The organism is Micromonospora sp. DT68, assembly GCF_049847245.1.
Taxonomy (GTDB): Bacteria; Actinomycetota; Actinomycetes; order Mycobacteriales; family Micromonosporaceae; genus Micromonospora; species Micromonospora profundi.
In genome coordinates, this window is sequence record NZ_JBNCNZ010000025.1 from 41715 (window position 1) to 64220 (window position 22506).

Consider the following 22506-nt stretch of genomic DNA (forward strand, 5'->3'; position numbering starts at 1 on the left):
GACAGCGCGGACGCAGCCGGCCCGTCAGTGGCGTGGTGTCACGGCCGCTTGTGACGTGGTGTCACTGGTCGTGGCCGCTGGCCGCCGGATAATGGGAGGGTGACCGCACGAACGACGGGCTTCACCCAGTCGACGCAGGGGAGGCTGCGCCGGCTCAACCTAGCCACGTCGCTGCCGCCCGTGGTGTTCGCCTCGGTGGTCCTGCTCTACATCGACACGCGTACCTGGTGGCACGTCGTCGTCCTGCTGCCGGGGGCGGTGGCAGCCCTTGTGGCCTTCGAACGGTGGACGGCCCGCGACCTGTCCCGGTTCGTGCTGCCCTGCGTGATCGTGGCGGGCGCGGTGTGGCCGGTTGGGGTTCTTGTCACCGATACTCCGAACGCGTTCTGGGGTATCGGCGCCGTGGGCTCCCTCGCACTGCACGAGGTCCGGCGGCGTCGAGGGCTGGCGGTGGCCGGGCTGTTCTCCTACGTCGCCGTGGTCGGTGCGGCGCGGCTGTTGGTGGAGCGGGACGACATCGGCGACGTACTGGGTGCCTATGTCCTCGTGCCGACCTTCTTCACCGTCGGGTTGACGGTCCTGACGTTGGTGGGCGAGCGGTTCTACGACCTCATCCGGGAGCTCGAGCAAACTCGGGATCGGGAGGCGGAGCTGGCGGTGGTGCGGGAGCGCGTGCGGTTCGCGAGCGACCTGCACGACATCCAGGGCCATACCCTGCACGTGGTCAAGCTGAAGATCGCGCTGACGCAGCGACTGCTGCTCCGCGACGCCGAGCGGGCGGAGAAGGAGTTGCAGGAGACGTATGCGCTGGTCAGTGACACCATCGCGCAGACCAAGGAACTCGCGTACGCCCAGCGGCGGCTCAACCTCACCGCGGAGATCGAGAACGCGAAGAACCTGTTCGAGGCCGCCGGTATCCGGGTCCGGGTGACCCGGGAGGCCGAGGTCGACGCCCGCGCCAGTGAACTGCTCGGGCAGGTGCTGCGCGAGACGACCACCAACATCCTCCGCCACGCGCAGGCCACCCAGGTCCAGATCATCCTCGCCGAGTCGGGCATCTCCATCGTCAACGACGGGGTGACCACCACCACGCCCCCCGAGCTCAGGGGACTGGCGACACTCAGGCAGCGGGTGGCGGGCGACGGAGGCGAGTTGACCGTGGACCAGACGGACGAGCGGTTCCTGACGGCGGCGGTCTTCCGACCCGCTCGTGCTGGTGTGGCCCCACCGACCGCGGGGGAGGACGACCGATGACGACGATCGTGCTGGCTGACGACGAGGTCCTGCTGCGTACGGCCCTGGCCGCGCTACTGCCGATGGAAGGCGACATCACCGTTCTCGCTGAGGCCGAGAACGGAGAGAAGGCCGTCGAGGCCACCCTGCGGCACCGGCCCGAGGTGCTGGTCATCGACCTGGAGATGCCTGGCATGGACGGTCTCGACGCGGTCGCGCAGATCCGTCAAGCGCGACCGGAGCAGGTGATCCTCATGCTGACCCGGCACGCCCGCCCCGGCGTGCTGCGCAAGGCGTTGCGGCTCGGCGTCCAAGGCTTCGTCAGCAAGTCCGCCGAGCCGGCCCACATCACCTTTGTCATCGCCACCCTGCACGCGGGTAAACGCTGGATCGACCCGGATGTCTCCGCGCTGGCCGTCACCGAGGACAACCCCCTCACCGACCGTGAAGCCGACGTGCTGCGGGTCACCGGCGAGGGCTACTCGGTCGCCGACATCGCCGCCCGGCTCCACCTCGCCCCGGGCACCGTCCGCAACTACCTCTCCAACGCCATGCGCAAGACCCAGACCCGGACCCGCCACGAAGCGGCCCGCTACGCCCGCGGACACGACTGGCTGTGAGAGCGGCCTCCGGCCCACCTACCATCACGCCGACCGCCGCGGGATCTGGTACGCGGCGCGCTCGGCCTGCACGGCGCCACCACCCGCAACGTTGATCGCCGGATGGTGAACGGGTGACGGCCGCCCGGCCGGCGGGGTCCGCTACACCCACCTCGTGCAGATGCAGCAGGGTGCCGGCCTTGGGCTACCAGCGGGACGCCTCGCAGATGAAGCCGGGGGCGAGCCGCAACCGGAGCACGTTGTCGCCCCATCAGGGCGCGCACCCGGGCGGCGGTGATCTCGTGGATCCCGACGGCAGCCAGAGGGCGTGCAGCAGGTCGACGAAGGCGCAGGCCGACCTCGGGCCGCGCAGGCCGGTGAGCAGGCCCTGCTCCTCGTAGTAGCGCAGGAACCGCACGCTGATTCCGGTGCGAGCGGCGAGTGCACCGATCCGGACGGGTGGCGGTCATCGCCGCCTCCCCGTTCCTAGCTGACGTCCACGGGAGAGCCAGCCTACTGACGTGTCGGAACGCGGCCAGTGCCGCCACGTCACACGTGGCGATGACGTGGCAGCACTGACGCGCGACCGCGAGGGCCGCTGTCATTGAGGCATGTCCGCCCCGGCGGCGGATGGAGGCCCGACATGGTGTGTGACCTGGTTGAGCCAAAAGGCGCGGCGTCGCATCCCGGTAGGCCACCAAATCGAAGAACAGGAGACCTGGACGTGTATCGAAGGCATGGCATCGCCCTGATCGGGATACTCGGCATGATCGGTGCCTTGGCCGCGGTCATCCCGGCGACGGCCGGGGAGTCGACGGCCGGGAGACCGACGGTGGGGTTGCAGTGGGCGGCGTGCCCGCAGGACGTGGTGGTGCCGCCTGCGGTACAGGGGCAGGTGCAGTGCGTGAAGGTGCCGGTTCCGCTGGACTACCGCGACCCCGACGGCACCCAGATCGAGATCATGGTGTCGCGGATCGCGAGCACGAAGCCGGAGAAGCGGCGCGGTGTGCTGATGTTCAACCCCGGCGGGCCGGGCGGCACCGGGCTGGATCAGCCGGGTTTCCTGGTCGGCCAAGGGCTGCCGGCCAGCGTCATGGATGCCTACGATCTGATCGGCATGGACACCCGGGGCGTCGGGCACTCGGCGCCGGTGAGCTGCGGCTTCGTCCTCGGCGGCGCCTATTGGGCCAACATTCCGCCGTACGCGGTCGACGACGCGGACGTGACCCGGCAGGCGGAGATCGCCGAGGAGGTCGCCGCCCGGTGCGCGGAGAACGACACCGACGGGCGGCTGCGGCATTTGACGACCGCCAACATGGCCCGTGACCTGGACCGGATCCGGGCCGCGCTCGGTGAAGAGAAGGCCAGCTTCTACGGGGCGTCCTACGGCTCTGCGTTGGGTGCGGCGTACGCCTCGATGTTCCCCAGGAGCACCGATCGGATCGTGTTGGACAGCAACATCGGCGATACCCACCTCGACCGGGACGGCCTGCGGCGGTACGCGCTCGGCATGGAGCAGACGTTCCCCGACTTCGCGACCTGGGCGGCGGCGCGACACGACTCCTACGGCCTGGGTCGCACTCCACAGCAGGTGCGCAGGACCTACCTGACCCTCGCCGAACGGTTCGACCGGACACCGGCGCCCGACGGGCTCACCGGCGCCTTCTTCCGGGGCATCACGTTCGCCTACCTCTACAACGAGAGGCAGTACGGGAACCTCGCGCGGACCTGGCAGTCGTACCTGGATCCCGGCCAGGCACCGTCGCAGGCGCAGGCGCAGGCGCAGGCGCAGGCGCAGACGGCGGCGGCGCCCAGCCCGAACGACAACGCCTTCACCGTGTTCCTCGCCGTGACCTGCAATGACGTCCAGTGGCCCAAGGACGTCGCGACCTATCGGCGGGCCGTCGCAGAGGACCGCAAGCGGTACCCGCTCTTCGGTGCGGCCAGCGCCAACATCACCCCGTGCGCCTACTGGAAGTACGAGCCGTCCGAGCCGCCCGTCGCGATCAGTGACAAGGGGGCGCGCAACGTGCTGGTCCTGCAGAACCGGCAGGACCCGGTCACCCCGTTGGCGGGAGGCAAGCTGCTGCGCGAGAAGTTCGGGCAGCGCGCCCGGCTGGTGACCGCCAACCAGAGCGGGCACGGCGTCTACGTGCTGAGCGGCAACGCCTGCGCGCTGAACCTCACCACGTCGTACCTCGTGGAGGGAACGATGCCGGCCAGGGACACGACCTGTCGGGGCGACTGACCCGGATCAGGAGTGACCCGAGGGCGCGGAACACGAGGTGTTCCGCGCCCTCGGCGGGGTCGTGGTCTGAACCGACCTGGGATCCGCGACGCTCCAAGGAGCATCAAGCCTTGCCCCGCAGGGTGCTCAAGTACTTTCCTGGGCGTTTCCGATCTCAGCCAGCGCCACGAGTTTCACGCCTGGCTCACCACGGTCGAGCGCGGTATGGGCATCCAGTTCATCTTTTGCGACGACCGCCGATCGCCTGGACCGGCGGTCAGCGCAAGCTCCCCTCGCAGTACGTCTTCCGCGGCACCTGCGCCACCCGCAGGAAGGCTGGGACGAGCGACGCCCGGCGGCACACTGACCGAGCCGATCAGAAGGACTGGGGCACGCAATGAAGGTATTCATCATCGGAGTCAGCGGATCCATCGGAGGGCTGCTCGCGCGGAACCTGATCGATCGCGGCGATAAGGTCTCCGGCCTGGTACGTCGTGATGAGCAGAGAGCCGATCTCGCCGCGCGGGGCATCGATGCGCGAGTTGCCGACCTCGCGGACATCACCTCTGGCTCCCTGGCATCCATGCTCAGAGGGATCGACGCCGTCGTGTACACCGCCGGGTCGAACGGAGGCGCCAGGGAGGTCACGGCGGCCATCGATGGTGACGGCGTGGTGAAGGCCCTCGAAGCGACGCGTATCGCCCGAGTGAAGCGCTTCACGTTGGTATCGGTGCTTCCCGAGGCCGGGCGGGGCCAGGGAGTCGACGAGGGCGTGGAGTTCTACTTCGCGGTGAAGAAGCTCATCGACGTCGCCGTGTCTGAAAGTGGTCTCGACTGGCTGATCCTCAGGCCGTCGGCGCTTGTCGACCACGCCGGAATCGGGGCGATAGCCCTCGGTCCGGCGCAGCCGCACGACGAGATCTCCCGCGAGGACGTCGCCGCCACCCTGGCGGAACTGCTCCATGAGCCCCGGATCCGCCGGCGGATCCTCGAGCTCACTCAGGGCTCGACGCCGATTGCCACAGCGGTTCAGACGAACATCCGCTGACCGGCCCGCGGCGGCGCGGATGGCTGTCGCTCGGCGCGTGACGGCCGTAGCTTCCGTCACGCGCCGAGCGGGCGTCGTTCTCAGTCGTACGGGTGGATGCGGCACCAGGTCCACCACGTCGGCACGCGGCGACGAGCTCATCGCCATACCTTCTCAAATGGCCCGCAAACAGCGGGCAGACCGGAACGATGGCGACATCCGTGCGAATGCTGTCCGCGAGCACTTCGCGGACCAGCAGCCCAGCCAGGCACCGTCCACCGAACTTCCGGCCTACTTCGATGTGGAAGACGATTCGCTCGCCATCCACCTTGGGGGAGTCGACGAAGTCCACCCGGCCGGCGGGTCATCCCTCAGCGAGGTGAACGGTGTAGGTGCCGACCGGGCGATCTTTACTGAGCCTTACCCAGCGACCACCACCACGCCCGGAACGCCACAACGCACCAACCACCAGGCTTGATGAAAGACGGGACTAGGAGAACAGGTCACCTGCGGATTGCCCTGCTTCACGCTTGCGGCGGAAGTAGTCGTTGATGATGGTCCGGTACCGGTCAGCGTCCGAGCGGGCCCAGTTCCGCATGAGTTCACAACCGAACGCCAGCGAGGTGATCGGCTGCGCCCCGGCCTGAAGCATGCGGTCGATGGCTGCGTGGTGGGTGACCGCTGAAACGCCTCCAACGGCATCGATCACGGGGTAGATCTCATAGCCCTCCAAGAGCATGTCCAGGGTTGGGAACGCGAGGCAGACCTCTGTCCACAGGCCGGCCATCACGATCTTCTTGCGTCCAGTGGCCACGATCGCAGCCCGAAAGTCCGCATCCTCCCAGGAATTGACACCTGTCCGGTCGATTTCAGTGATGCCGGGTAGTTCACGGGTGATCTCGTCGACCGTCGGCTTGTGCACGCCCATTCCCACCGCCACGGTGGTCACGACCGTCGGAATCTCATAAGCTCGCGCCAGTTGCGCCAGCGTCACCACACCGAGGTTGATCTCCTCCCGGCTGGCGGAACCGACTGTGGCGTACTGGCCTTCCTGGTAGTCGATGAACGCAATGGCGCAGTTTTGCGGTGTCAAGAGGTGGTCGGAACCGGGATCGCGAATCGGTTCAGGATTGATCTTCTTGCTTGTCGGGATAGTAGTCATACGTCATCTCCTCTGGTGGGTCTGCTGGCCTAAGAGCGGATGCTGGCGGCGCGCGAGGTGGTCTTGCGCGTCAGGTCCACGAAGTCGGGTTCGAAATTCGGATCGACGTTGACCGCTTCCCACAGTCGCTGTCGGCCCGCGGTGGAGATCGGCAGCAACCTGGCCGGGTCCTCGACGACAGACACCAGCGTGTCGTCGTCCTCCGCAGAGCGACGTAGCGGACGAGGGTTGGCGACGTCCAGAGCACGCTCCACGACCGCTCTCATAGGCCCAGCCGCCATCAACTCCAACGAGGTCTCATAGTCGCGTCCGAGGATGTCCGCGAGGTCCAGCGCCTCGCGTAGTCCCGCCTCCGCGGCCATGATGGCTACGTTGGTGATCAGTTTGTAGTCCACGCCCGCACCGAACTCACCCACGTGCCGGGATCTGCCGAGACCATCGAGTACCGACTTCACCCGCTCGAAATCGTCGGCCGATCCGCCGACCAGGAACGTGATCGCCCGCTCGCGCGCGTACTTCACACCGCCAACGATGGGCGAGTCGAGCACGGCCACTCCGCTGGGCGCCGCCGCGCGGACCTGGTCGACGATTGCTCGGGTGGTGGTCGAGCAGATCAGCACTGATGCACCAGGCTGGGCGCCGGCGAGTATTCCATCGTCACCCAGGTAGGCGGTCGGGATGTCATTCGACATCACGAGGCCGAAGATCACATCAGCGCCCCGCGCCGCTTCTGCGGCCGACGCGACCGCGGTCGTCCCCATGCGCCTAGCTGCTTCGAGCCGGGGGTCCGAGATATCAGATACTCGCACTTGATGTCCGGCAGCGAGGAGATGAGGCGCCAACTGCTCGCCCATGTCGCCGAATCCCACGATTGCGATCGTTGCCATGCATTTAGCTCCTATTCAATAGATCCGTGCCCACGGGTGAGGTGTGGCAGGTCAGGGGTCGGCCAGACCGTTGAACTGCGTAGTGAACGTCATGGAACTCCCCGTGGCCGGACATCCCGCACCCGTGAACTGCAGCACCGGGACCGACCGCGACCACGAGTACCAGCAGGACGCCGGAGGCGATCCAGGGCCCTTGCCGCCGCCGGCGAGGCCGGTCCGACCGCGGTCGCTCGGACCTCGAGCGCCTGGTCCAGGGCGGTCATGCAGCGTTCCTTTCGCCGGTCGGCGCTCGCCTGGTGGTAGTCGCCACGCTGGCGGCACTGACGGCAACGATCGCCGCCGCGGTGCGAGTCACCGCGGAGAAGACGGCCTCTGATCCCCAATGGCCGCGTCCGATCTCGCTGGCTCGGCTCACCGTTGCCGATGTCCAAGGCAGCGGCGGCCGCAGCGAAGGCACGGCGCCGCTGGCGAAGAGCAGCCCGATGATCGCCGCAGTGCGGGGATCCGGGGCTTCGCCGTCCGCCAGGACCCGGCGGATCCGCGCTCGCAGCTGCGCCGCCTCACGATGTAGCAGGCCGCGGTCCACGAGCCGGTCGAGCACCACCCACCACAGATCGGTGCCGAGCGCGACGAGCAACGGCCGCACCCGCTGGGGCTTCTCGGCGACGGTGTCGTAGGCCGACTGCAGCAGCGGGTCGGGCAGCGGACCCTCGCCCGACTGGGTGACCCGCGGGCCGTCCAGCACCCCGGAGTTGTCGATCTGGATCCGACCGAGCAGGGCAAGCTCGGTGAGCACCGCGCCGCCAAGCGCGTCGTGCAGGGCGCCCGCTGTCTGGATGGCAACGCCGTCGTCGTCCATCAAGAGCAGCATGAGGTCGTCGACGATGAGCAGGTCGTCCCGTACCAACGTCAGCTTCTCGCCCATATCTCGTTCCTTTCTCGTAGTTCTCTCCGCGCGGTGTCCCTTCCGTCAGCTCAGCCGAGGAAGGTGCGCAGGGCGGCGTTGACCTCGTCGGCGTGGGTCCAGAGCAACCCGTGTGGGGCGCCTTCGATCTCGACGTACTCGGCGTCGGGCAGGCCCTGGCGAAAGCGCCGGGCGGTAGCGTCGATCGGGAGGATGGTGTCGGCGGTGCCGTGCAGGATCAGGGCCGGCTTGCCGCTGGCACGGACCGCCTCGACGTCGGCGCGGAAGTCCTCGATCCAAGAAGACACGACGGCGTAGGCCGCCACCGGCGCGCTGGAGACGGCGACGTTCCAACTGCCGGTGACAGCCTCCTGGCTGATCCGGCTGCCAAGGTTCTCGTCGAGGTTGTAGAAGTCCGAGAAGAACTGCGTGTACCAGGCGTAGCGGTCACCCTTCGCCGCGGCCTCGATCCCGTCGAACACCTTCCGCGGCAGGCCGTCGGGGTTGTCATCCTGCTCGACCAGGAACGGTTCGAGTGAGGCGAGGAATGCCAACTTCGCCACCCGCTGATGGCCGTACCGCGAGACATAGCGGGCCAGTTCACCGGTGCCCATCGAGAACCCGACCAGGACGACGTCGCGCAGGTCGAGCGTCTCCAGCACGGTGTTCAGGTCGGCCGCGAACGTGTCGTAGTCGTAGCCGGAACCTACCTTCGACGAGCGCCCGAAGCCACGACGGTCGTAGGTGATCACCCGGTATCCGGCAGCAAGCAGTTCACGCGTCTGAAGCTCCCAGCTGTGGCCGTTCAGCGGATACCCGTGGATGAGGACAATCGGCTGACCTGCGCCCTGATCCTCGTAGTACAGCTCGATCGGGGTGCTGTTCTCGGTCCCGACGGCGATGAATCCCATGATCGTTTCCCTCCTGTTGTCGCATACCGGGTGGTGGTGTCGGTGTTGGACGTCGTTGTCGTGGCCCGACGCCTATCGACGGGGCTCCCAGCGGAACATCCGCGCGGCCAATACGATCGCCACCACCATCCAGCCCAGGGTCGGCGCCAGCAGGAGGATGGAGTCGGCGAGTGGGACCCCGCCGTTCCAGGCGTTGACGACCAGCTCGGTGGCCGAGCCGCCGGGCAGTATCCGTTTCAGCAGCGCAAGGCTCTCGGTGCCGGTGATCCCGACCCAACTGGCCACGGCGACCACAGCCAGACTGAGCGGAAGCGTGGTGACCTGCGCGTGCTCCGGGGAGTTCGTGACTCCGGCAGTGGCGATCGCGAACGCGAGCATCATCACCAACGTCGCGGCCAGGGCCGCCGCCACCAGTGCGGGGTTGGCGGGGGTTCGGCCCACGCCGGCGAACACGACGAGGATCACCGTCACCTGGACGGTCGCGATGATGCTGATCGGGAGCACCAGACCGGTCAGGATCGTCGCGTCACTGGCGGCGGTGGACCTGAGCCGCTTGAGGAAGAGGTTCTGCCGGCGAGCTGCCAGGGTGGTCACCGTGGTGGCGTAGAGACCGAACGCGGCGATGGTGAAGATGAGCACTGCCGCGACGTAGCCGAGGCTGCCGATCCGGCTGAACGTGTCGCGGTAACTGATGAGGAAGATGCTCACCGCCACGGGCACGATCAAGCTATTGATCAGCACGGCACGGTTTCGGAGGAGCTGGATGAGCTCGCCCTGCGCGATGGGGAACATGGGCAATCCTTCGAGGTCAGGAGGGTACGGACTCGGTGCCGACGGCGCGGAAGACATCGTCCAGCCGGGTCGGTGCGGCGGACAGTCCCGCCAGCTCGACCATGTGAGCGTCCGCCCAGTCGAGCAGCGTCTTGAGGTCCCGCTGAAGGTCGAACGTGTCGATCGTGTAGGACCCGTCGGCCGTCGGAGCGGGTCGCAGCGGCAGCGCCGGGGCACCGGGTGGCAGCGAGAACCGGATGGATGCCGGCAGGGTCTGAGTCAGCTCGGGCAGCGTGCCCTGGCGGCGGAAGACGCCCTGGTGCATCAGGCCGATGCGGTCGGCCCGCTGCTGCGCCTCCTCCAGGTAGTGCGTGGTGAGCACGACCGTGGCGCCGTCCTCGCGTAACTGCCGAACGGTCTCCCACAGGGCGTCCCGTGACTGGATGTCCAGCCCGGTGGTGGGTTCGTCCAGGATGATCAGCTCCGGCCGCCCGTACACGGCGGTGGCGAAGTCCAATCGCCGCTTCTCTCCGCCGGAAAGCTGTGCCACCCGGGTGTCGGCCCGGTGGGCGAGATCGACCAGATCGAGCACCCTCGCCACGGTGTCCTGACGTTCGGAGAGCCGGCCGATCAGCCGGACCGACTCGGCAACGGTGAGGTCGGCGGCGAAGCCGCTCTCCTGCAGCATGATCCCCATCCTGGGACGTACCGCGCGCCGGTCGGTGGGACTCCTGCCGAAGACACGCACCGTGCCCGCCGACACCGTCCGGTGGCCCTCGATGACCTCGAGGGTCGAGGTCTTGCCGGCTCCGTTGGTGCCGAGGAGTGCGTAGAGCTCCCCGCGGGCGACCTGGAACGAGAGGTCCTTGACGGCGTGGAACTCGCCGTAGGTGACATTCAGTTGGTCGACTTCGATGACTGGGTTGACGGGCATCTCGGATCCTTTCGTCTTCGGCACAAGACTTCCGTCACTGGCGGCGCCATCGCATCGGTGTGAACGCCTTAGCTCGCACCGTCAGCTCACCGTGTCGGGTGCGAGCTGGTCGCTGGCGGTGCGAGTAGCAGGCGAGGGGCGGCCGGTACGCGGTTGACCAGCGATGAAAGCCGTGGGCCTGGGGCCCGCCTCGACCTGCGGCATCCGCTTCGTCAGCCGCTTCGTGTGGAGGTCACGGGCTTGCTGCGGCGATCAAGATCAGAAATAATTGCGGTTCGCGTCGGTGAGAACTACCTAACTCTGGCCCGACGGACCTCAACCAGCCTCGGATGGAACGAAATGACCGACCTTCTCGGCCGGCGCGCGGAGCGCATCGCCATCGAGCACCTGCTCGCCCAGGTTCAAGCCGGACGCAGCGGGAAGCTGGTGGTGTGCGGGGAAGCGGGCATCGGGAAGACCGCGATCCTGGAGTACACCCGTGGCGTCGCGGTCGGATCGGGGTTCCGGGTGGAGCACTCGGTCGGAGCGGAGTCCGAGGAGCTGTTCGCGTTCGCCGGTCTGCATCAGCTGTGCAGGCCGCTGCTGGACCGCGCGGCTCCGCTGCCCGAGCCGCAGCAGGCCGCCCTCGGCGTGGCGTTCGGCCTACGCGACGGGCCTGCGCCGGACCGGTTCCTGGTCGGGCTGGCCACCCTCAACCTGCTGGCCGAGGTCGCCGAGGACGGGCCGCTGTTGTGCCTCGTCGACGATGCGCAATGGCTGGACGAGGCTTCCGGGCAGGTGCTGGCGTTCGTGGCACGTCGGTTGGCAGCCGAGCAGGTGGCGCTGGTGTTCGCGCTACGCGACGCCAGCACCAGTCACCCGTTCTCCGGATTGCCTGAGCTGAGCCTGGGCGGACTCGGTGAGCCCGACGCCCGGATGCTGCTGACGGCCGCGGTCCGCGCACCGCTGGACGGCCGGGTACGCGATCGGATCGTCGCCGAAGCGCGCGGCAACCCGCTGGCGCTGCTGGAACTCCCCCGCAGTACGCGGCCCACCCAGCTGGCCGGCGGGTTCGAGCTGCCCGACACCCTCAGCGTCCCGTATCGCGTCGAGGACGAATTCCGGCGCCGCTCCGACGATCTGCCCCCCGACACCCAACTGCTACTGCTGGTCGCCGCCGCCGAGCCGACCGGCGACGTGACGCTGCTGTGGCGCGCCGCCGCCGAGCTGAGGATCGCCCGCGAGGCGGCCGCACCCGCAGAAGCCGCCGGACTGCTCGAGATCGATACCAGGGTGCGGTTTTGTCATCCGTTGGCGCGTTCGGCGATCTACCGAGCCACCACGCCGCCCGACCACCGCCGCGCCCACGGTGCCCTGGCCGCCGCCATCGACCCGCAGACCAACCCGGACCGGCGCGCCTGGCACCGCGCACAAGCGGTCCTGGGCACCGACGAGGAAGCCGCCGCGGAGCTGGAGCGCTCGGCGGACCGGGCGCGGGCCCGTGGCGGGCTGGCTGCCGCAGCCGCATTCCTGCAGCGCGCGGCAGCCCTCACCCCCGATCACGCCACCCGTGCTCGGCGGATGCTGGGAGCCGCCCGCGCCAAGCACGAGGCCGGCGCGTCCGACAGCGCGCTGGACCTGCTCACAACGGCACCGCTCGAGCCGCTGGATTCCCTGCAACGCGCGCATCTCGACCTATTGCGAGCCCAGATCGCCTTCCACCTGACCCGAGGCACCGAGGTGCCGGGCATGCTGATGGATGCCGCCAAGGCACTCGCCCCGTTGGACGCTGCGCTGTCCCGCGAGACCTACCTACATGCGCTGGATGCGGCGATCATCAACGGAGGGGGTGACGCGGCGCGCATCGCCGAAGCGGCCCTGGCCGCCCCCGCACCCGGGACGCCGACGCGACCGGTGGACCTGCTCCTCGACGGGCTCACGACGACCTTGAGCAAGGGCTGTGCGGCGGGAGTGCCAGGTCTACGGCTCGCGTTGGAAGCGTTCCGCGACGGCCCGCAGGCGGAATCTGTGCAGTGCAGCCAGAGCGACCGGTGGCTGTGGCTGGCCGGCCGCAACGCCGTGGCGATCCTCGACGACGAGCTGCTCCATGTGCTGGCCAGCCGCAACGTCCAGCTCGCTCGTGAGGCCGGCGCGCTGGCGACGCTCCCCGCCGCACTGAACTTCCTGTCCATCACATCGGTCCTGACGGGCGATCTCGCCCGCGCCGACGAGCTGGCCACCGAGGCCACGGTGATCACACAGGCCACCGGGGGCGTGCCGTTGCGCCATGCTCGCGTCATTCTCCACGCCTGGCGTGGTGACCAAGCCGAGACCACCGCGCTCGACGCCACCGTCGCCAGCGATGACACCTACCCCGACGAGGGCGCGGAGGTCTCCCTGGCTCAGTACGCGATGGCAGTGCTCCACAACGGGTTGGGCAACTACTCGGTCGCGCAGGAAGCGGCGACGAGGGCGTGCAGGTCTGACGAACCGTCGATCAGCAGCGCGTGCCTACCCGAGCTCATCGAGGCTTCCGTCCGTGCCGGCGAGCCGGCACGAGCAGCGCTCGCACTAGAGCAGTTCACCTCACTCGCAGTTGCGTGCGGCACCACGTGGGCGCTGGGCCTGGCCGCGCGCTCACGAGCGCTGACCAGCGCAGGGCCTGATGCCGAGGAGCACTACCGCGAAGCGATCGAACGGCTCGGAAAGTCCCGGATGGCCGGCGACGCGGCTCGTGCTCGGCTCGTCTACGGCGAGTGGCTGCGCCGCGAAGGGCGGCGCCAGGACGCGCGCGACCAACTCCACACCGCCCATCAACTGCTGTCGGACATGGGCGCGGGCGCATTCGCCGAGCGGGCCGCCCGCGAACTCCGCGCCACCGGCGAACACCCACGAAAGCGCACCGCCCACCCGACCGACGCCCTCACCCCACACGAGGTGCACATCGCCCGGCTGGTAGCCACCGGGGCTACCTCCCGGGAGATCGGCGCACAACTGTTCCTCAGTCCCCGCACCATCGAAGCCCACCTGCGCAACATCTTCCGCAAACTCGGCATCACCTCCCGCCGGCAACTCAAAGATGTGCGGCTGCCCTGAGCGGGCCGGCACCCCGCCGCCGTCTGCGAGATTCACAAGCGTCAGCTGGGACGGGTGAAAGGTGCCGTCAGTGGCGAGCCCAAGCCAGGGGCACGAGCGGTCGCGATGCTCGCATCGTCCTCTTCCCGTACAGGGCAGCGACGGCGACGCCCTCGGCGGCTCGGCGTACGATCTGGATACGCTCGATGCTCAACCCGTCGACGGCCAACTGCTCGCTCCACCAGGCGCTGCGCGACCGCGGCTACAGTGGGGATCGAGTGAAGACCGATCCAGATCGCCGCTGACGTGACGTCTACGCGGCGCCGGCATCCGAACGTCCCGCGCAGAGTACGCGAACGTAGGCACGGAGCATTTTGCCGGGATAGTTCTCCGACAGGTCGAGGTGGGGCACAGGACCGCCTCCCGGAACGTTCGCGCACATCTTCCACACGGCGATCACGATTTGCTCCCGCCCCGGCGGCAGCGTTGCCAGCATCCCGTACGCGTACCAGCTCGACACTGCCTGCAATGTGAAGTCCATCGTCACCGCAGGTGCCGGGGCCGGTCGGATCAGCGTCTGATCCGGTGCGTTCCGCAATCCAGGCACCAGCAGGGTCGGGCCGTTCCGAGATCTCGGGACGGCCCGACCCGCGTCCGCAGCCCAGCGTCCAGTGGTTGCCGCGTCTGGCTGGCCGTTCCCGCCCAGCCAGACGCCGGCGCCTCAGTCCGCTCCCTCGGTGTCGGTCAACCGGTCGGTCGGCGCCTGCGCCACCGGGTGACCGGTGTCGTCGACCAGCCCTGGCGCCATGCTGCCGCCGTGGACGTCCTGTACCGCCCGGGCGCCACGGGCCGCCTCGTCCTGCGGCACCTCGGTCTGCTGCCCGTCACGCTGCTCGTCCCGCTCGGTCATGGGGATCCCTTCCTCGGTCCTGACCAGCGGCGGTACCCGCATGAGCGACCGGGAAGCGGATCAACGACCGTCCTTCGTCCAACTCGCCACCGCGGGGAGCAAGGCCCGCACGGCGGCGATCAACCAGGTGCACGTGGCGTCGACCTTTTCGCTGGAGCGGCCGAGCTGCGCGGCGGTGGGTTCTGGCGCGGTACAGGGGCCGTCAAGGGAGGTTCGCGCTGACGGCGATGGCGATCGGCGTTGATCCTTGAGTGAGTTCGAGGATCTGACGCCGGATCCGTGGTTCGTGGAGCAGCGCTGCTAGCGTGGCGGCGACGTCCTCGCGCGCGATCTCGTCGTGCGGCTGGGCTGGGCCGAGGGACACGCTGCCGGTTCCCGGCCGGTCAAGCAGCATCGACGGCCGCAGGATCAGCCAGTCGAGGTGGCTCTGGCTCACCACGACATCGACGATCTTTTTGACCGCGAAGTAGAATTCCTCGTCGTCGCTGAGGTCCTGGTCGCGCCCGGCCTCGGGCATCACGGACACCAGTGTGAAGCGGTGCACCCCCGCCAGAGTTGTGGCCTCAAGAACTCTGATGACGCCTTCGCCGTCGATCGCTGCCGTGACATCCCTGGCGCCGCCGTTCGATCCCGCTGTGTACACGACTGCATCGACCCCACGGAGCATCGATCCCAGGGAGTCCACGCTCATGTCCGCGAGCTGACCTACGAATGCGTGGACGCCCCGCCTCATGAGCTCGAACTTCTGCTCGTCCCGACGCACCAAGCCGGATACGGTGTCGCCGCGCTTGGACAGGTCATCGGCGAGCAACCTGCCCACGGCGCCACTGATGCCCAGGATGAAGACCTTCATCGCGGTCCGATTGGGCCGTGCAGCGTTTGGAGCGTGGTGATGACCTGCGCTTCCTCAAGGACGAAGGATGTGCCTGCCGGGAAGGGCGATTCGGATTGGAGCATCTCATCAGGCTCGCAACAGCGGTGCGGCTTCGCGTCGGTAGAAATCACCGATACTCGTGATGCCCGCGCCCGCCTGGTCAGGGAAGGTGCAGCTCCTTGAGCTGACGGCGTGAGGTGATGCCGAGCTTGCGGAAGATGTTGCGCAAGTGGGCCTCGATGGTCCGAGGGCTGAGGAACAGCTGTGCGCCGACCTCACGGGATGTCGCTCCGGTGGCCACCAGGCGCGCGACGTGCAGCTCCTGGGCGGTCAGTTCGTCGGTCGACTGCGAGGATCGCGTGCTTGGGTGCTCGCCGGTCGCGCGCAGCTCGCGTGCGGCGCGAGCCGCGAACGCCTCCGCTCCCATGTCGGTGAGGAGTTGGTGGGCGGTGCGGAGCTGATCTCGGGCGTCGCGGCGGCGGCCCTCGCGACGTAGCTACTCACCGTAGACGAGGTGGGCGCGGGCGAGGTAGCCGCGCATCCGGCTGTTCCCGAGGTGTTTGATCGCCGTACGGTACTGATCTTCGGCCGATGATCCGGTGCCCATGAGCGCCCGTGAGTTCGCCGCCAGCCCCAGCGCCCACGACGTGCCGCTGGCGCGAGCCCAGGCGTCGAACTGTTCCATCGCCTGGGTCGCGCGCTCCGGCTGCCCCGCACGGACGCAGGCCTCGATGAACTCCGTGAGGCTCGCGCCGATGAACTGGTGCAGCCCAGCGAACGCGAACTGCGTCTCGGACTCGACGCCGGCCAAGGGCTCCACCCGGAAGGCCGAGGCGAGTGCCGTCTGGTGGGCGTGCTCGAGCAGGGCGGTCTTCCCGATGCCGGCTTCTCCGCGCACCACGAGAGAGCCGCTGCGCCCGAACCGAGCCAGAGAGATGAGCTTCTCGACCGCGTCACGCTCTGAACGCCGGCCTACGAGATCCGTCACGTTGTGCCTCCCGTCAACGCGCCAGATGTAAGTAGCCGACACCGTAGGCGTCCCTGATGCGAAGTGCGGAAGCTGCAAGTTAGCACCTGCCACCTCAGTGGTTCTCGGTGGCGCTGGGCCGTGAGGACCTACGTGGTGGTGACCGACGCGAGGGCTCGGCCTGCGGTGCGAGCCTGATGACGTCGCCAGGATCGGGCATCCGGACCCCGGCGTACCCGGAGTTGATGGATTCCGGAGCCCGTGGCGGGCGTCTGAAGACCAGACGTCGAACCCGTTCCCGGTACGCACCGACAACGAGAAAGTTGGGAGGACCCATGAGTACGGATCGTGTGCTTGGCGGACGCTATGAGCTCTGCGACGTCCTGGGCAGGGGCGGCATGGCCGTTGTTCACCTGGCTCGTGACATCCGGCTCAAGCGCTGGGTCGCGGTCAAGGTGCTCCGCGCAGAGCTAGCCCGCGATCCGCTGTTCCGGTCCCGGTTCCGGCGGGAAGCACAGGCCGTCGCCCGCCTCAATCACCCCGGCATCGTCGCCGTTCATGACGTCGGACATGAGAACGTCGAAGGCAGCCGGGCGGACGAGCCGGCCGTTCCGTTCATCGTCATGGAGTACGTCGCCGGCCAGTCGCTGGGGGCCCGACTCCGCGAGGGCGCGCTCACGCTGGAGGAGTCGATCCAGCATCAGATAGCGGTCCTGTCGGCACTCGAGTTCAGCCATCGTGCAGGCGTTGTCCATCGCGACATCAAGCCCGCCAACGTCATGGTCACTCTCGACGGCGCAATCAAGGTCGTGGACTTCGGCATCGCGCGTGTCGAGGGTGGTGCCGCCCCGGCAACGCAGACCCACGAACTCCTCGGAACCGCCCAGTATCTTTCTCCCGAACAGGTGCGCGGTGAGGTCGCCGACGCCCGCAGCGACCTGTACTCCGCGGGTTGCCTGCTCTACGAGCTGCTGACCGGGCGGCCACCCTTCGTCGGTGACAACCCGGTTGCCGTCGCCTATCAGCACGTGCACCAGGAGCCCTCGCGCGCCAGTGCCTACCGCACCGAGGTGACTCCGGCGCTTGACGCGGTTCTCCTCACGGCGCTCGCCAAGGACCGAAAGGACCGGTTCCAGAGCGCCCGATCCTTCAGGGAAGCGCTCCAGTCCGCGGCGAAGGGCCTGGTCCGTGCGGACGAGCGCACCGACATGGACGCGTTGGACAACGCGATTCCGGTCCACCCGCCGTGGCGCACTGCGCTGACATCGACGATCTCCACCGCATTGCCATCGGACCACTCGCCTCGTCGACCCGCCCGTGACAAGGACAAGGCCACCACGTGATCCACCTAGGCAACGGTCCGCGCTGGCTCGCCACCTCTGGCCGCTCTGGACGCACACCGGCGAGGTCAACGCCACCTGTGCACCTTTCGTAACTCCCTCGACGGCGAGGACTGCCGCGCCGCCACATGACGCACCCACATCACAGGAAAGTGAGGACCAGACATGACTCCCATCGAGCAGCTCATCAGCAACTTCCAGGAGCTCGTCGCCCAAGTGCCCGGGATCGTCCAGCCGTTCATCGTCATGCTGGCGGGCGCGATCCCGTTTGTCGACGGTGAGGGAGCAGCCATCATCGGCATAGCCGGCGGTCTCCATCCGATTGTCGCAGGCGTCGCAGCAGCCGCAGGGAACTTTCTGTGCGTGCTGCTGGTCGTCGCGGTCACCTCACGCGCCAGGACGACAATCGTCGATCGCCGAGACAGCCTGGTCGGGGTAGGCGGAGGCGCAGGAGCGCGATCGAGCGCCCTCGGGGAGACGTACCAGGAGACGGCAGCCACGAAGCCGGAGTCGAAGGGGCGTCGGCGCTTCAACAGATGGCTCATGCGTTTCGGCGTCCCCGGTGCGAGCATCCTCGGTCCTCTCGCCATTCCGACCCAGATCACGTCGGCGATCCTCGTGGGCGGCGGAACTCCACGCCGGTGGGTCCTGCTCTGGCAGGCCGTCTCCATCGTCATCTGGACGACGGTTGGCACCCTCTTGGCGTGGGCCGCACTCACCTACGTCGTCGAGGTGCCGTGAGCCATGACCGAGCAAACGCACACCGTTCCGCCCGATGTCGAGTACCACAGGGTGCTGGCCGGGGAGAGACGTCGTATCGGTCGTGGCATCCTCGCGATCGTGCTTCTGATCGGCGGGATGACGCTGTCCGGCGTCGCTCTCAGCCTGATGGCGGCGTTCGTGGACGCCGCCATCGACACCGACGGCCGCACCGAGTGGACGCCTCTGATGCACACCGCCGGCATGGTTTCCGTCGCACTGATCATCCCGTGGAGCATGCTCATCCAGCGGTGGCTCTACGGCGTGAAGGGCCCGTCGCTGCACTCGGTGATCTCGCGGTTCCGGTTCGACATCTTCGGGCGCGCGCTGCTTCTGATCACCCCCGCGTGGGTTGCCGTCATGGCGTTTCACTACTGGGTGCCGCTGCCACAGACCGAATGGAGTTACACCGACGTCCTGTGGATACTCCTCGCCACGCTCCTGCTCACGCCCCTGCAGGCCGCGGGTGAGGAATACGGGTTCCGTGGGCTCATCTTCCGCGTCGCCGGTGGCTGGACGCGCGGAGCACGGGCGGGCCTCGCCGTCGGTGTGCTGGTCTCCAGCGTCGCCTTCGCGGTCATCCACCTGTCGACCGATATCTGGCTGAACCTCTGGTACCTGATCTTCGGCATCGGGCTCACGCTCATCACCTGGCGCAGCGGGGGTATCGAGATCGCAGTGGTGCTACACGCGGGGTACAACACCCTGTCCTTCGTGTTCGATGCTGCGCTGCGCACCGATATCGCCAACGTCGTCACGGATCGCGCAGCGGGCGCCGCGACGATCGGTGTCCTCGTTCCCAGCGCAGTTGTCGTCATCACCGCCTTGGTGGTCTGGCTGCGCACCCGGCGCAGCGGCCCTCTGCGAACACCGCACTCGGCGGCCGTTCGACCCGCGTCCGCGCTCTCGAGGGCCGCAGCTCGCGGCTAGCCAACGATGGCACCCGTGACGTTCTCGTGGAAGGGTCTCGACCCTGATCAGCAGCGCACGCCGTACCCCGTCCAGGTTTCCGAGTTGCGAGAGACACGGAAACCGAAGATCGGGGTACGGCGTGCGCTGCTGAGCGGGTACTGACCCGCAGGTGAGCGGTTCGCTGCGGCGTTCACCGCGAGGGACAGGCCGGTGGAATGCCACGGAGTCGGTCCTACGGAGGGCTCGGCCAGCGCAGCTGAGCAGGGCCGTACGTGGCAGGGCCCCTTGCCGGCAAGGGGCCCTGCCACGTAGCTCAGTCGAGTAGTTCGGTCACGGTGCCGGCGGCCACGGTACGGCCGCCCTCCCGGACGGCGAAGCCGAGCCCGACATCCATCGCGATCGGCCTGCCAAGCTCCACCGACAGGTCGACGGTGTCACCCGGCAGGACCATCGTCAGATCACCGAGGTCTACCGACCCGACCACGTCGGTGGTGCGGAAGTAGAACTGCGGCCGGTAGTTGGCGAGAAACGGCGTGTGGCGCCCGCCCTCGGCGGTGGTCAGCGCATAGAGCCTGGCCCGGAACCGCTGGTGCGGCGTGACGCTGCCCGGCAGCGCCACCACCTGACCCCGCTGCACCTGGTCACGCTTGACCCCGCGCAGCAGCACGGCGGCGTTGTCCCCGGCCTCGGCGGTCGCCAGCGACTTGCCGAACGTCTCCAGCCCAGTTGCCACAGTGGACAGCGTTGGGCTGAGACCGACCACCTCCACCGGGTCGCCGACACGGAGCACGCCCCGCTCGACAGCGCCGGTCACCACCGTCCCCCGTCCGGAGATCGTCAGCACGTTCTCGATCGGCATGAGGAACGGCTTGCCGAGTTCGCGGGGTGGCACCGGGACGTACCGGTCGACCGCGTCGAGCAGCTCCATGACGGAGGAAACCCAGCGTGGGTCGCCCTCCAGGGCCCGCAGCGCCGACACCCGTACGACCGGAACCTCGTCGCCGGGGAACCCGTACTCGGACACCAACTCCCGCATCTCGAGTTCAACCAGGTCGAGAAGTTCCGGGTCTTCGACGGCGTCGGCCTTGTTCATCGCCACCACCAGGTAGGGCACGCCGACCCGCCGAGCGAGCAGCACGTGCTCGCGGGTCTGCGGCATCGCCCCGTCAAGCGCGGAGACAACCAGGATCGCGCCATCGACCTGCGCCACCCCCGTGATCATGTTCTTGACGAAGTCGGCGTGGCCGGGCATGTCCACATGGGCGTAGTGCCGGGTCTCGGTCTCGTACTCGACATGGGCGATGTTGATGGTGATGCCGCGCGCCGCTTCCTCCGGCGCCCGGTCGATGCCGTCGAAGGACACGAACCGGTTGACGGCGGGGTCGCGGTCGGCGAGGACCTTGGTGATAGCGGCAGTCAGGGTCGTCTTGCCGTGGTCGACGTGACCCATCGTGCCGATGTTGAGGTGCGGCTTCACGCGCACGAATTGGCTCTTGGCCATGATGAGCTCCACACTGGAGACGAATTGGCGGACGACGAACGCGGGCGGATGCCACTCCGCGAAAAACCGCGCCAGAACCGCATGTCACGGCGCGCTCACCAGCGCGCCGGATCACCGGGCCACCCTCCTCCGTGGTTCTGCCGGAGCGGGAGGAGGGTCAGCCTCGGGTGTCAGCCAGCCATGCGCACACGTCGGCGGCAGCCGGCAGGTGGAAACCTGCGGGCCGCACAGAGCCGACGGTGCCGAACATGGCGATCACGCTAGCTCTGAACCTCGGGAGGGGCGACTGATATTCCCGGCCCTTCTCTGCCAGTCATCGGCGTCGAAGCCGCAATCGAGATCTTCGAGTGCGGCTGCCCCCGATGATTGGTGCGACGCGACGCCGTCCGGTCGAACGTTCCTGATTGTCGGCGCGTTGGGAGAGGTCTCACATGGCGGTGAGGGCGGTGACCGGGTGCAGGGCGTGGGTGGGGCTCGGCCGAACGTCGCCGACCGTGGTCGATCCCCGGGAGGCGTGGACAGCCGTACCCGGCGATGAGAAATGAATGCTGCCGGCCCTGGCGGCGCCCGCACCGGCAGGTCGTACGACACCTCGGAAAGCACCGACCGCGGCAAGGAAGGCACCTCTTGACGCCTGCGGTAGGGGGATCTGTTATCAGACGCACAACGGTGCCCGGGCCGCCGTCCGCGCCCACTAGTACGTCCCGTCCGACTGCTCGCGCAGCTTGCCGAGGGCCCGAGCCAGCAACCGGGACACGTGCATCTGGGGCACGCCTATCTGCTCGGCGATCTGCGACTGGGTCAGGTTGCCGTAGAAGCGCAGCGTGAGGATCCGCTGCTCGCGTTCGGTGAGCGTGGCCAGCACCGTGCCCAGAGCGACCCGCAGGTCGGACAGCTCGAACTTGCCATCCTCACCGCCGAGCAGGTCATCCAGTTCGGCGGCCCGGTCGCCGTCGCCGGTCGGCGTGAACAGTGACACCGCGTTGTACGCGCGGGCACCCTCCAGGCCTTCCAGGACCTCGTCCTCGGTGAGCTTGAGGTGGGCGGCGATGTCGGCAACCGTCGGCGAACGGCCCAGGACCCGCAGCAGTGAACTGTTGGCGTCGAGGATGGTCAGCCTCAACTCTTGAAGACGGCAGGGCGCCTCGACGTCCCAGGTGCGGTCGCGGAAGTGCCGCTTGGGCTCCCCGGCGAGGGGCAGGTCGGTGGGCGGGCGCGGGTCGAGTTTCTGGGCGGCGCACGGTCTGGTCCGCTGCTCGCTGATCGTGTGCGCGGTCATTGATGATCCTCCCTGCACCCTCATCGCGGAGAAGAAACGTGGGGCTTCGTAGCACGCCTGACGAGCGCGAAGTCGGCAGGTGTCGGCGGACGGAACTTGCCGCCATCCGCGACGAACTCATGACCATGCCTTTTTAGATGGTCCGCGAACAGCGGGCACACCGGAACGACGGTGACACTGAGCCATTTTCATCGTGGGTAGCGGGCCTCCTCGGCGGCTTGGAGGACGAGGATGGCCTGCACGATCGGGGTGGCA

General features: G+C 68.1%; 22 protein-coding genes and 2 pseudogenes. 10 read left to right on the forward strand and 14 right to left on the reverse strand.

All coding sequences use genetic code 11. The features are described from left to right. Positions 1–99: 99 nt before the first annotated feature. Both ACPXB1_RS28670 and ACPXB1_RS28675 read left to right on the forward strand, forming a co-directional pair. Positions 100–1254 carry a sensor histidine kinase gene (locus ACPXB1_RS28670; protein ID WP_355597405.1) on the forward strand — a complete coding sequence of 385 codons (1155 nt, stop codon included), beginning with the start codon at positions 100–102 and terminating at the stop codon, positions 1252–1254. Continuing rightward, complete coding sequence (locus ACPXB1_RS28675) at positions 1251–1853, forward strand: response regulator transcription factor (protein ID WP_355597407.1); 603 nt, start codon at positions 1251–1253, stop codon at positions 1851–1853. The genes ACPXB1_RS28670 and ACPXB1_RS28675 overlap by 4 nt, the downstream gene beginning before the upstream one ends. Positions 1854–2103: 250 nt before the next feature. Here ACPXB1_RS28675 and ACPXB1_RS28680 read toward each other — a convergent pair whose 3' ends face one another. Further along, complete coding sequence (locus ACPXB1_RS28680; protein ID WP_425736046.1) at positions 2104–2283, reverse strand: MerR family DNA-binding transcriptional regulator; 180 nt, start codon at positions 2281–2283, stop codon at positions 2104–2106. Between the two features lie 273 nt (positions 2284–2556). Here ACPXB1_RS28680 and ACPXB1_RS28685 point away from each other — a divergent pair, with 273 nt between their 5' ends. Together ACPXB1_RS28685 and ACPXB1_RS28690 are read left to right on the forward strand one after the other, a co-directional pair. Next, positions 2557–4080 (forward strand): alpha/beta hydrolase, encoded by a 1524-nt coding sequence (locus tag ACPXB1_RS28685; RefSeq protein WP_425736038.1) that lies wholly within the window; start codon positions 2557–2559, stop codon positions 4078–4080. Positions 4081–4456: 376 nt separating this feature from the next. Beyond that, the gene (locus tag ACPXB1_RS28690; protein ID WP_425736039.1) at positions 4457–5107 is read left to right on the forward strand and encodes an NAD(P)H-binding protein; all 651 of its coding nucleotides are present in this window, start codon (positions 4457–4459) and stop codon (positions 5105–5107) included. Here ACPXB1_RS28690 and ACPXB1_RS28695 read toward each other — a convergent pair. Further along, a complete protein-coding gene (locus ACPXB1_RS28695) occupies positions 5055–5354 on the reverse strand; it encodes a hypothetical protein (protein WP_425736047.1) in 300 nt (99 codons plus the stop codon). The two genes, ACPXB1_RS28690 and ACPXB1_RS28695, sit on opposite strands and share 53 nt — an antisense overlap. Here ACPXB1_RS28695 and ACPXB1_RS28700 point away from each other — a divergent pair. Then, entirely contained in the window at positions 5265–5564 is a 300-nt protein-coding gene (locus ACPXB1_RS28700; RefSeq protein WP_425736048.1) for a hypothetical protein, read from the forward strand. The genes ACPXB1_RS28695 and ACPXB1_RS28700 overlap by 90 nt on opposite strands. A gap of 12 nt (positions 5565–5576) precedes the next feature. Here ACPXB1_RS28700 and ACPXB1_RS28705 read toward each other — a convergent pair whose 3' ends face one another. From ACPXB1_RS28705 to ACPXB1_RS28730, 6 genes are all read right to left on the reverse strand, one after another. Then, positions 5577–6248, reverse strand: coding sequence for a hydrolase (locus ACPXB1_RS28705; RefSeq protein ID WP_425736041.1), 672 nt, complete (start codon positions 6246–6248; stop codon positions 5577–5579). A 29-nt stretch (positions 6249–6277) separates the two neighbouring features. Further along, positions 6278–7135, reverse strand: a complete 858-nt coding sequence (locus tag ACPXB1_RS28710; RefSeq protein WP_355597419.1) for an NAD(P)-dependent oxidoreductase — start codon at positions 7133–7135, stop codon at positions 6278–6280. A gap of 259 nt (positions 7136–7394) precedes the next feature. Continuing rightward, a complete protein-coding gene (locus ACPXB1_RS28715; RefSeq protein ID WP_053659576.1) occupies positions 7395–8060 on the reverse strand; it encodes a GOLPH3/VPS74 family protein in 666 nt (221 codons plus the stop codon). A gap of 50 nt (positions 8061–8110) precedes the next feature. Continuing rightward, on the reverse strand, positions 8111–8950 hold the full coding sequence (locus ACPXB1_RS28720; RefSeq protein ID WP_425736042.1) for an alpha/beta fold hydrolase: 840 nt from the start codon (positions 8948–8950) through the stop codon (positions 8111–8113). A gap of 72 nt (positions 8951–9022) precedes the next feature. After that, positions 9023–9742 carry an ABC transporter permease gene (locus ACPXB1_RS28725; protein WP_425736043.1) on the reverse strand — a complete coding sequence of 240 codons (720 nt, stop codon included), beginning with the start codon at positions 9740–9742 and terminating at the stop codon, positions 9023–9025. Between the two features lie 16 nt (positions 9743–9758). Continuing rightward, on the reverse strand, positions 9759–10655 hold the full coding sequence (locus ACPXB1_RS28730) for an ABC transporter ATP-binding protein (protein ID WP_053659585.1): 897 nt from the start codon (positions 10653–10655) through the stop codon (positions 9759–9761). Between the two features lie 339 nt (positions 10656–10994). Here ACPXB1_RS28730 and ACPXB1_RS28735 point away from each other — a divergent pair, with 339 nt between their 5' ends. Further along, positions 10995–13730, forward strand: a complete 2736-nt coding sequence (locus tag ACPXB1_RS28735; protein WP_355597425.1) for an AAA family ATPase — start codon at positions 10995–10997, stop codon at positions 13728–13730. Between the two features lie 455 nt (positions 13731–14185). After that, positions 14186–14290 (forward strand): annotated as a pseudogene (locus ACPXB1_RS28740) (pectate lyase); the annotation flags it as partial. 140 nt (positions 14291–14430) lie between these two features. Here the strand turns inward: ACPXB1_RS28740 and ACPXB1_RS28745 are convergent. The 4 genes from ACPXB1_RS28745 to ACPXB1_RS28760 form a co-directional block, all read right to left on the reverse strand. Next, positions 14431–14619 (reverse strand): hypothetical protein, encoded by a 189-nt coding sequence (locus tag ACPXB1_RS28745; protein WP_355597427.1) that lies wholly within the window; start codon positions 14617–14619, stop codon positions 14431–14433. A gap of 202 nt (positions 14620–14821) precedes the next feature. Further along, on the reverse strand, positions 14822–15472 hold the full coding sequence (locus ACPXB1_RS28750; RefSeq protein ID WP_355597429.1) for an NAD(P)H-binding protein: 651 nt from the start codon (positions 15470–15472) through the stop codon (positions 14822–14824). Between the two features lie 181 nt (positions 15473–15653). Further along, positions 15654–15920 (reverse strand): helix-turn-helix domain-containing protein, encoded by a 267-nt coding sequence (locus tag ACPXB1_RS28755; RefSeq protein WP_355597431.1) that lies wholly within the window; start codon positions 15918–15920, stop codon positions 15654–15656. Between the two features lie 69 nt (positions 15921–15989). Further along, entirely contained in the window at positions 15990–16481 is a 492-nt protein-coding gene (locus ACPXB1_RS28760) for an ATP-binding protein (protein ID WP_355597433.1), read from the reverse strand. 314 nt (positions 16482–16795) lie between these two features. Between ACPXB1_RS28760 and ACPXB1_RS28765 the strand changes: the two genes are divergently transcribed. The 3 genes from ACPXB1_RS28765 to ACPXB1_RS28775 all read left to right on the forward strand — a co-directional run bounded on the left by ACPXB1_RS28765 (position 16796) and on the right by ACPXB1_RS28775 (position 19489). Beyond that, complete coding sequence (locus ACPXB1_RS28765) at positions 16796–17803, forward strand: protein kinase domain-containing protein (RefSeq protein WP_355597435.1); 1008 nt, start codon at positions 16796–16798, stop codon at positions 17801–17803. A 162-nt stretch (positions 17804–17965) separates the two neighbouring features. Beyond that, complete coding sequence (locus ACPXB1_RS28770) at positions 17966–18541, forward strand: hypothetical protein (protein ID WP_355597437.1); 576 nt, start codon at positions 17966–17968, stop codon at positions 18539–18541. 99 nt (positions 18542–18640) lie between these two features. Beyond that, positions 18641–19489 carry a CPBP family intramembrane glutamic endopeptidase gene (locus tag ACPXB1_RS28775; protein ID WP_355597438.1) on the forward strand — a complete coding sequence of 283 codons (849 nt, stop codon included), beginning with the start codon at positions 18641–18643 and terminating at the stop codon, positions 19487–19489. A 295-nt stretch (positions 19490–19784) separates the two neighbouring features. Here the strand turns inward: ACPXB1_RS28775 and tuf are convergent, their stop codons facing one another. Both tuf and ACPXB1_RS28785 read right to left on the reverse strand, forming a co-directional pair. Continuing rightward, positions 19785–20972: an elongation factor Tu gene (tuf, locus tag ACPXB1_RS28780; protein ID WP_425736044.1), complete on the reverse strand. Its 1188-nt coding sequence runs from the start codon at positions 20970–20972 to the stop codon at positions 19785–19787. A 694-nt stretch (positions 20973–21666) separates the two neighbouring features. Continuing rightward, positions 21667–22209, reverse strand: a pseudogene (locus ACPXB1_RS28785) (sigma-70 family RNA polymerase sigma factor); the annotation flags it as partial. Between the last annotated feature and the right edge of the window lie 297 nt (positions 22210–22506).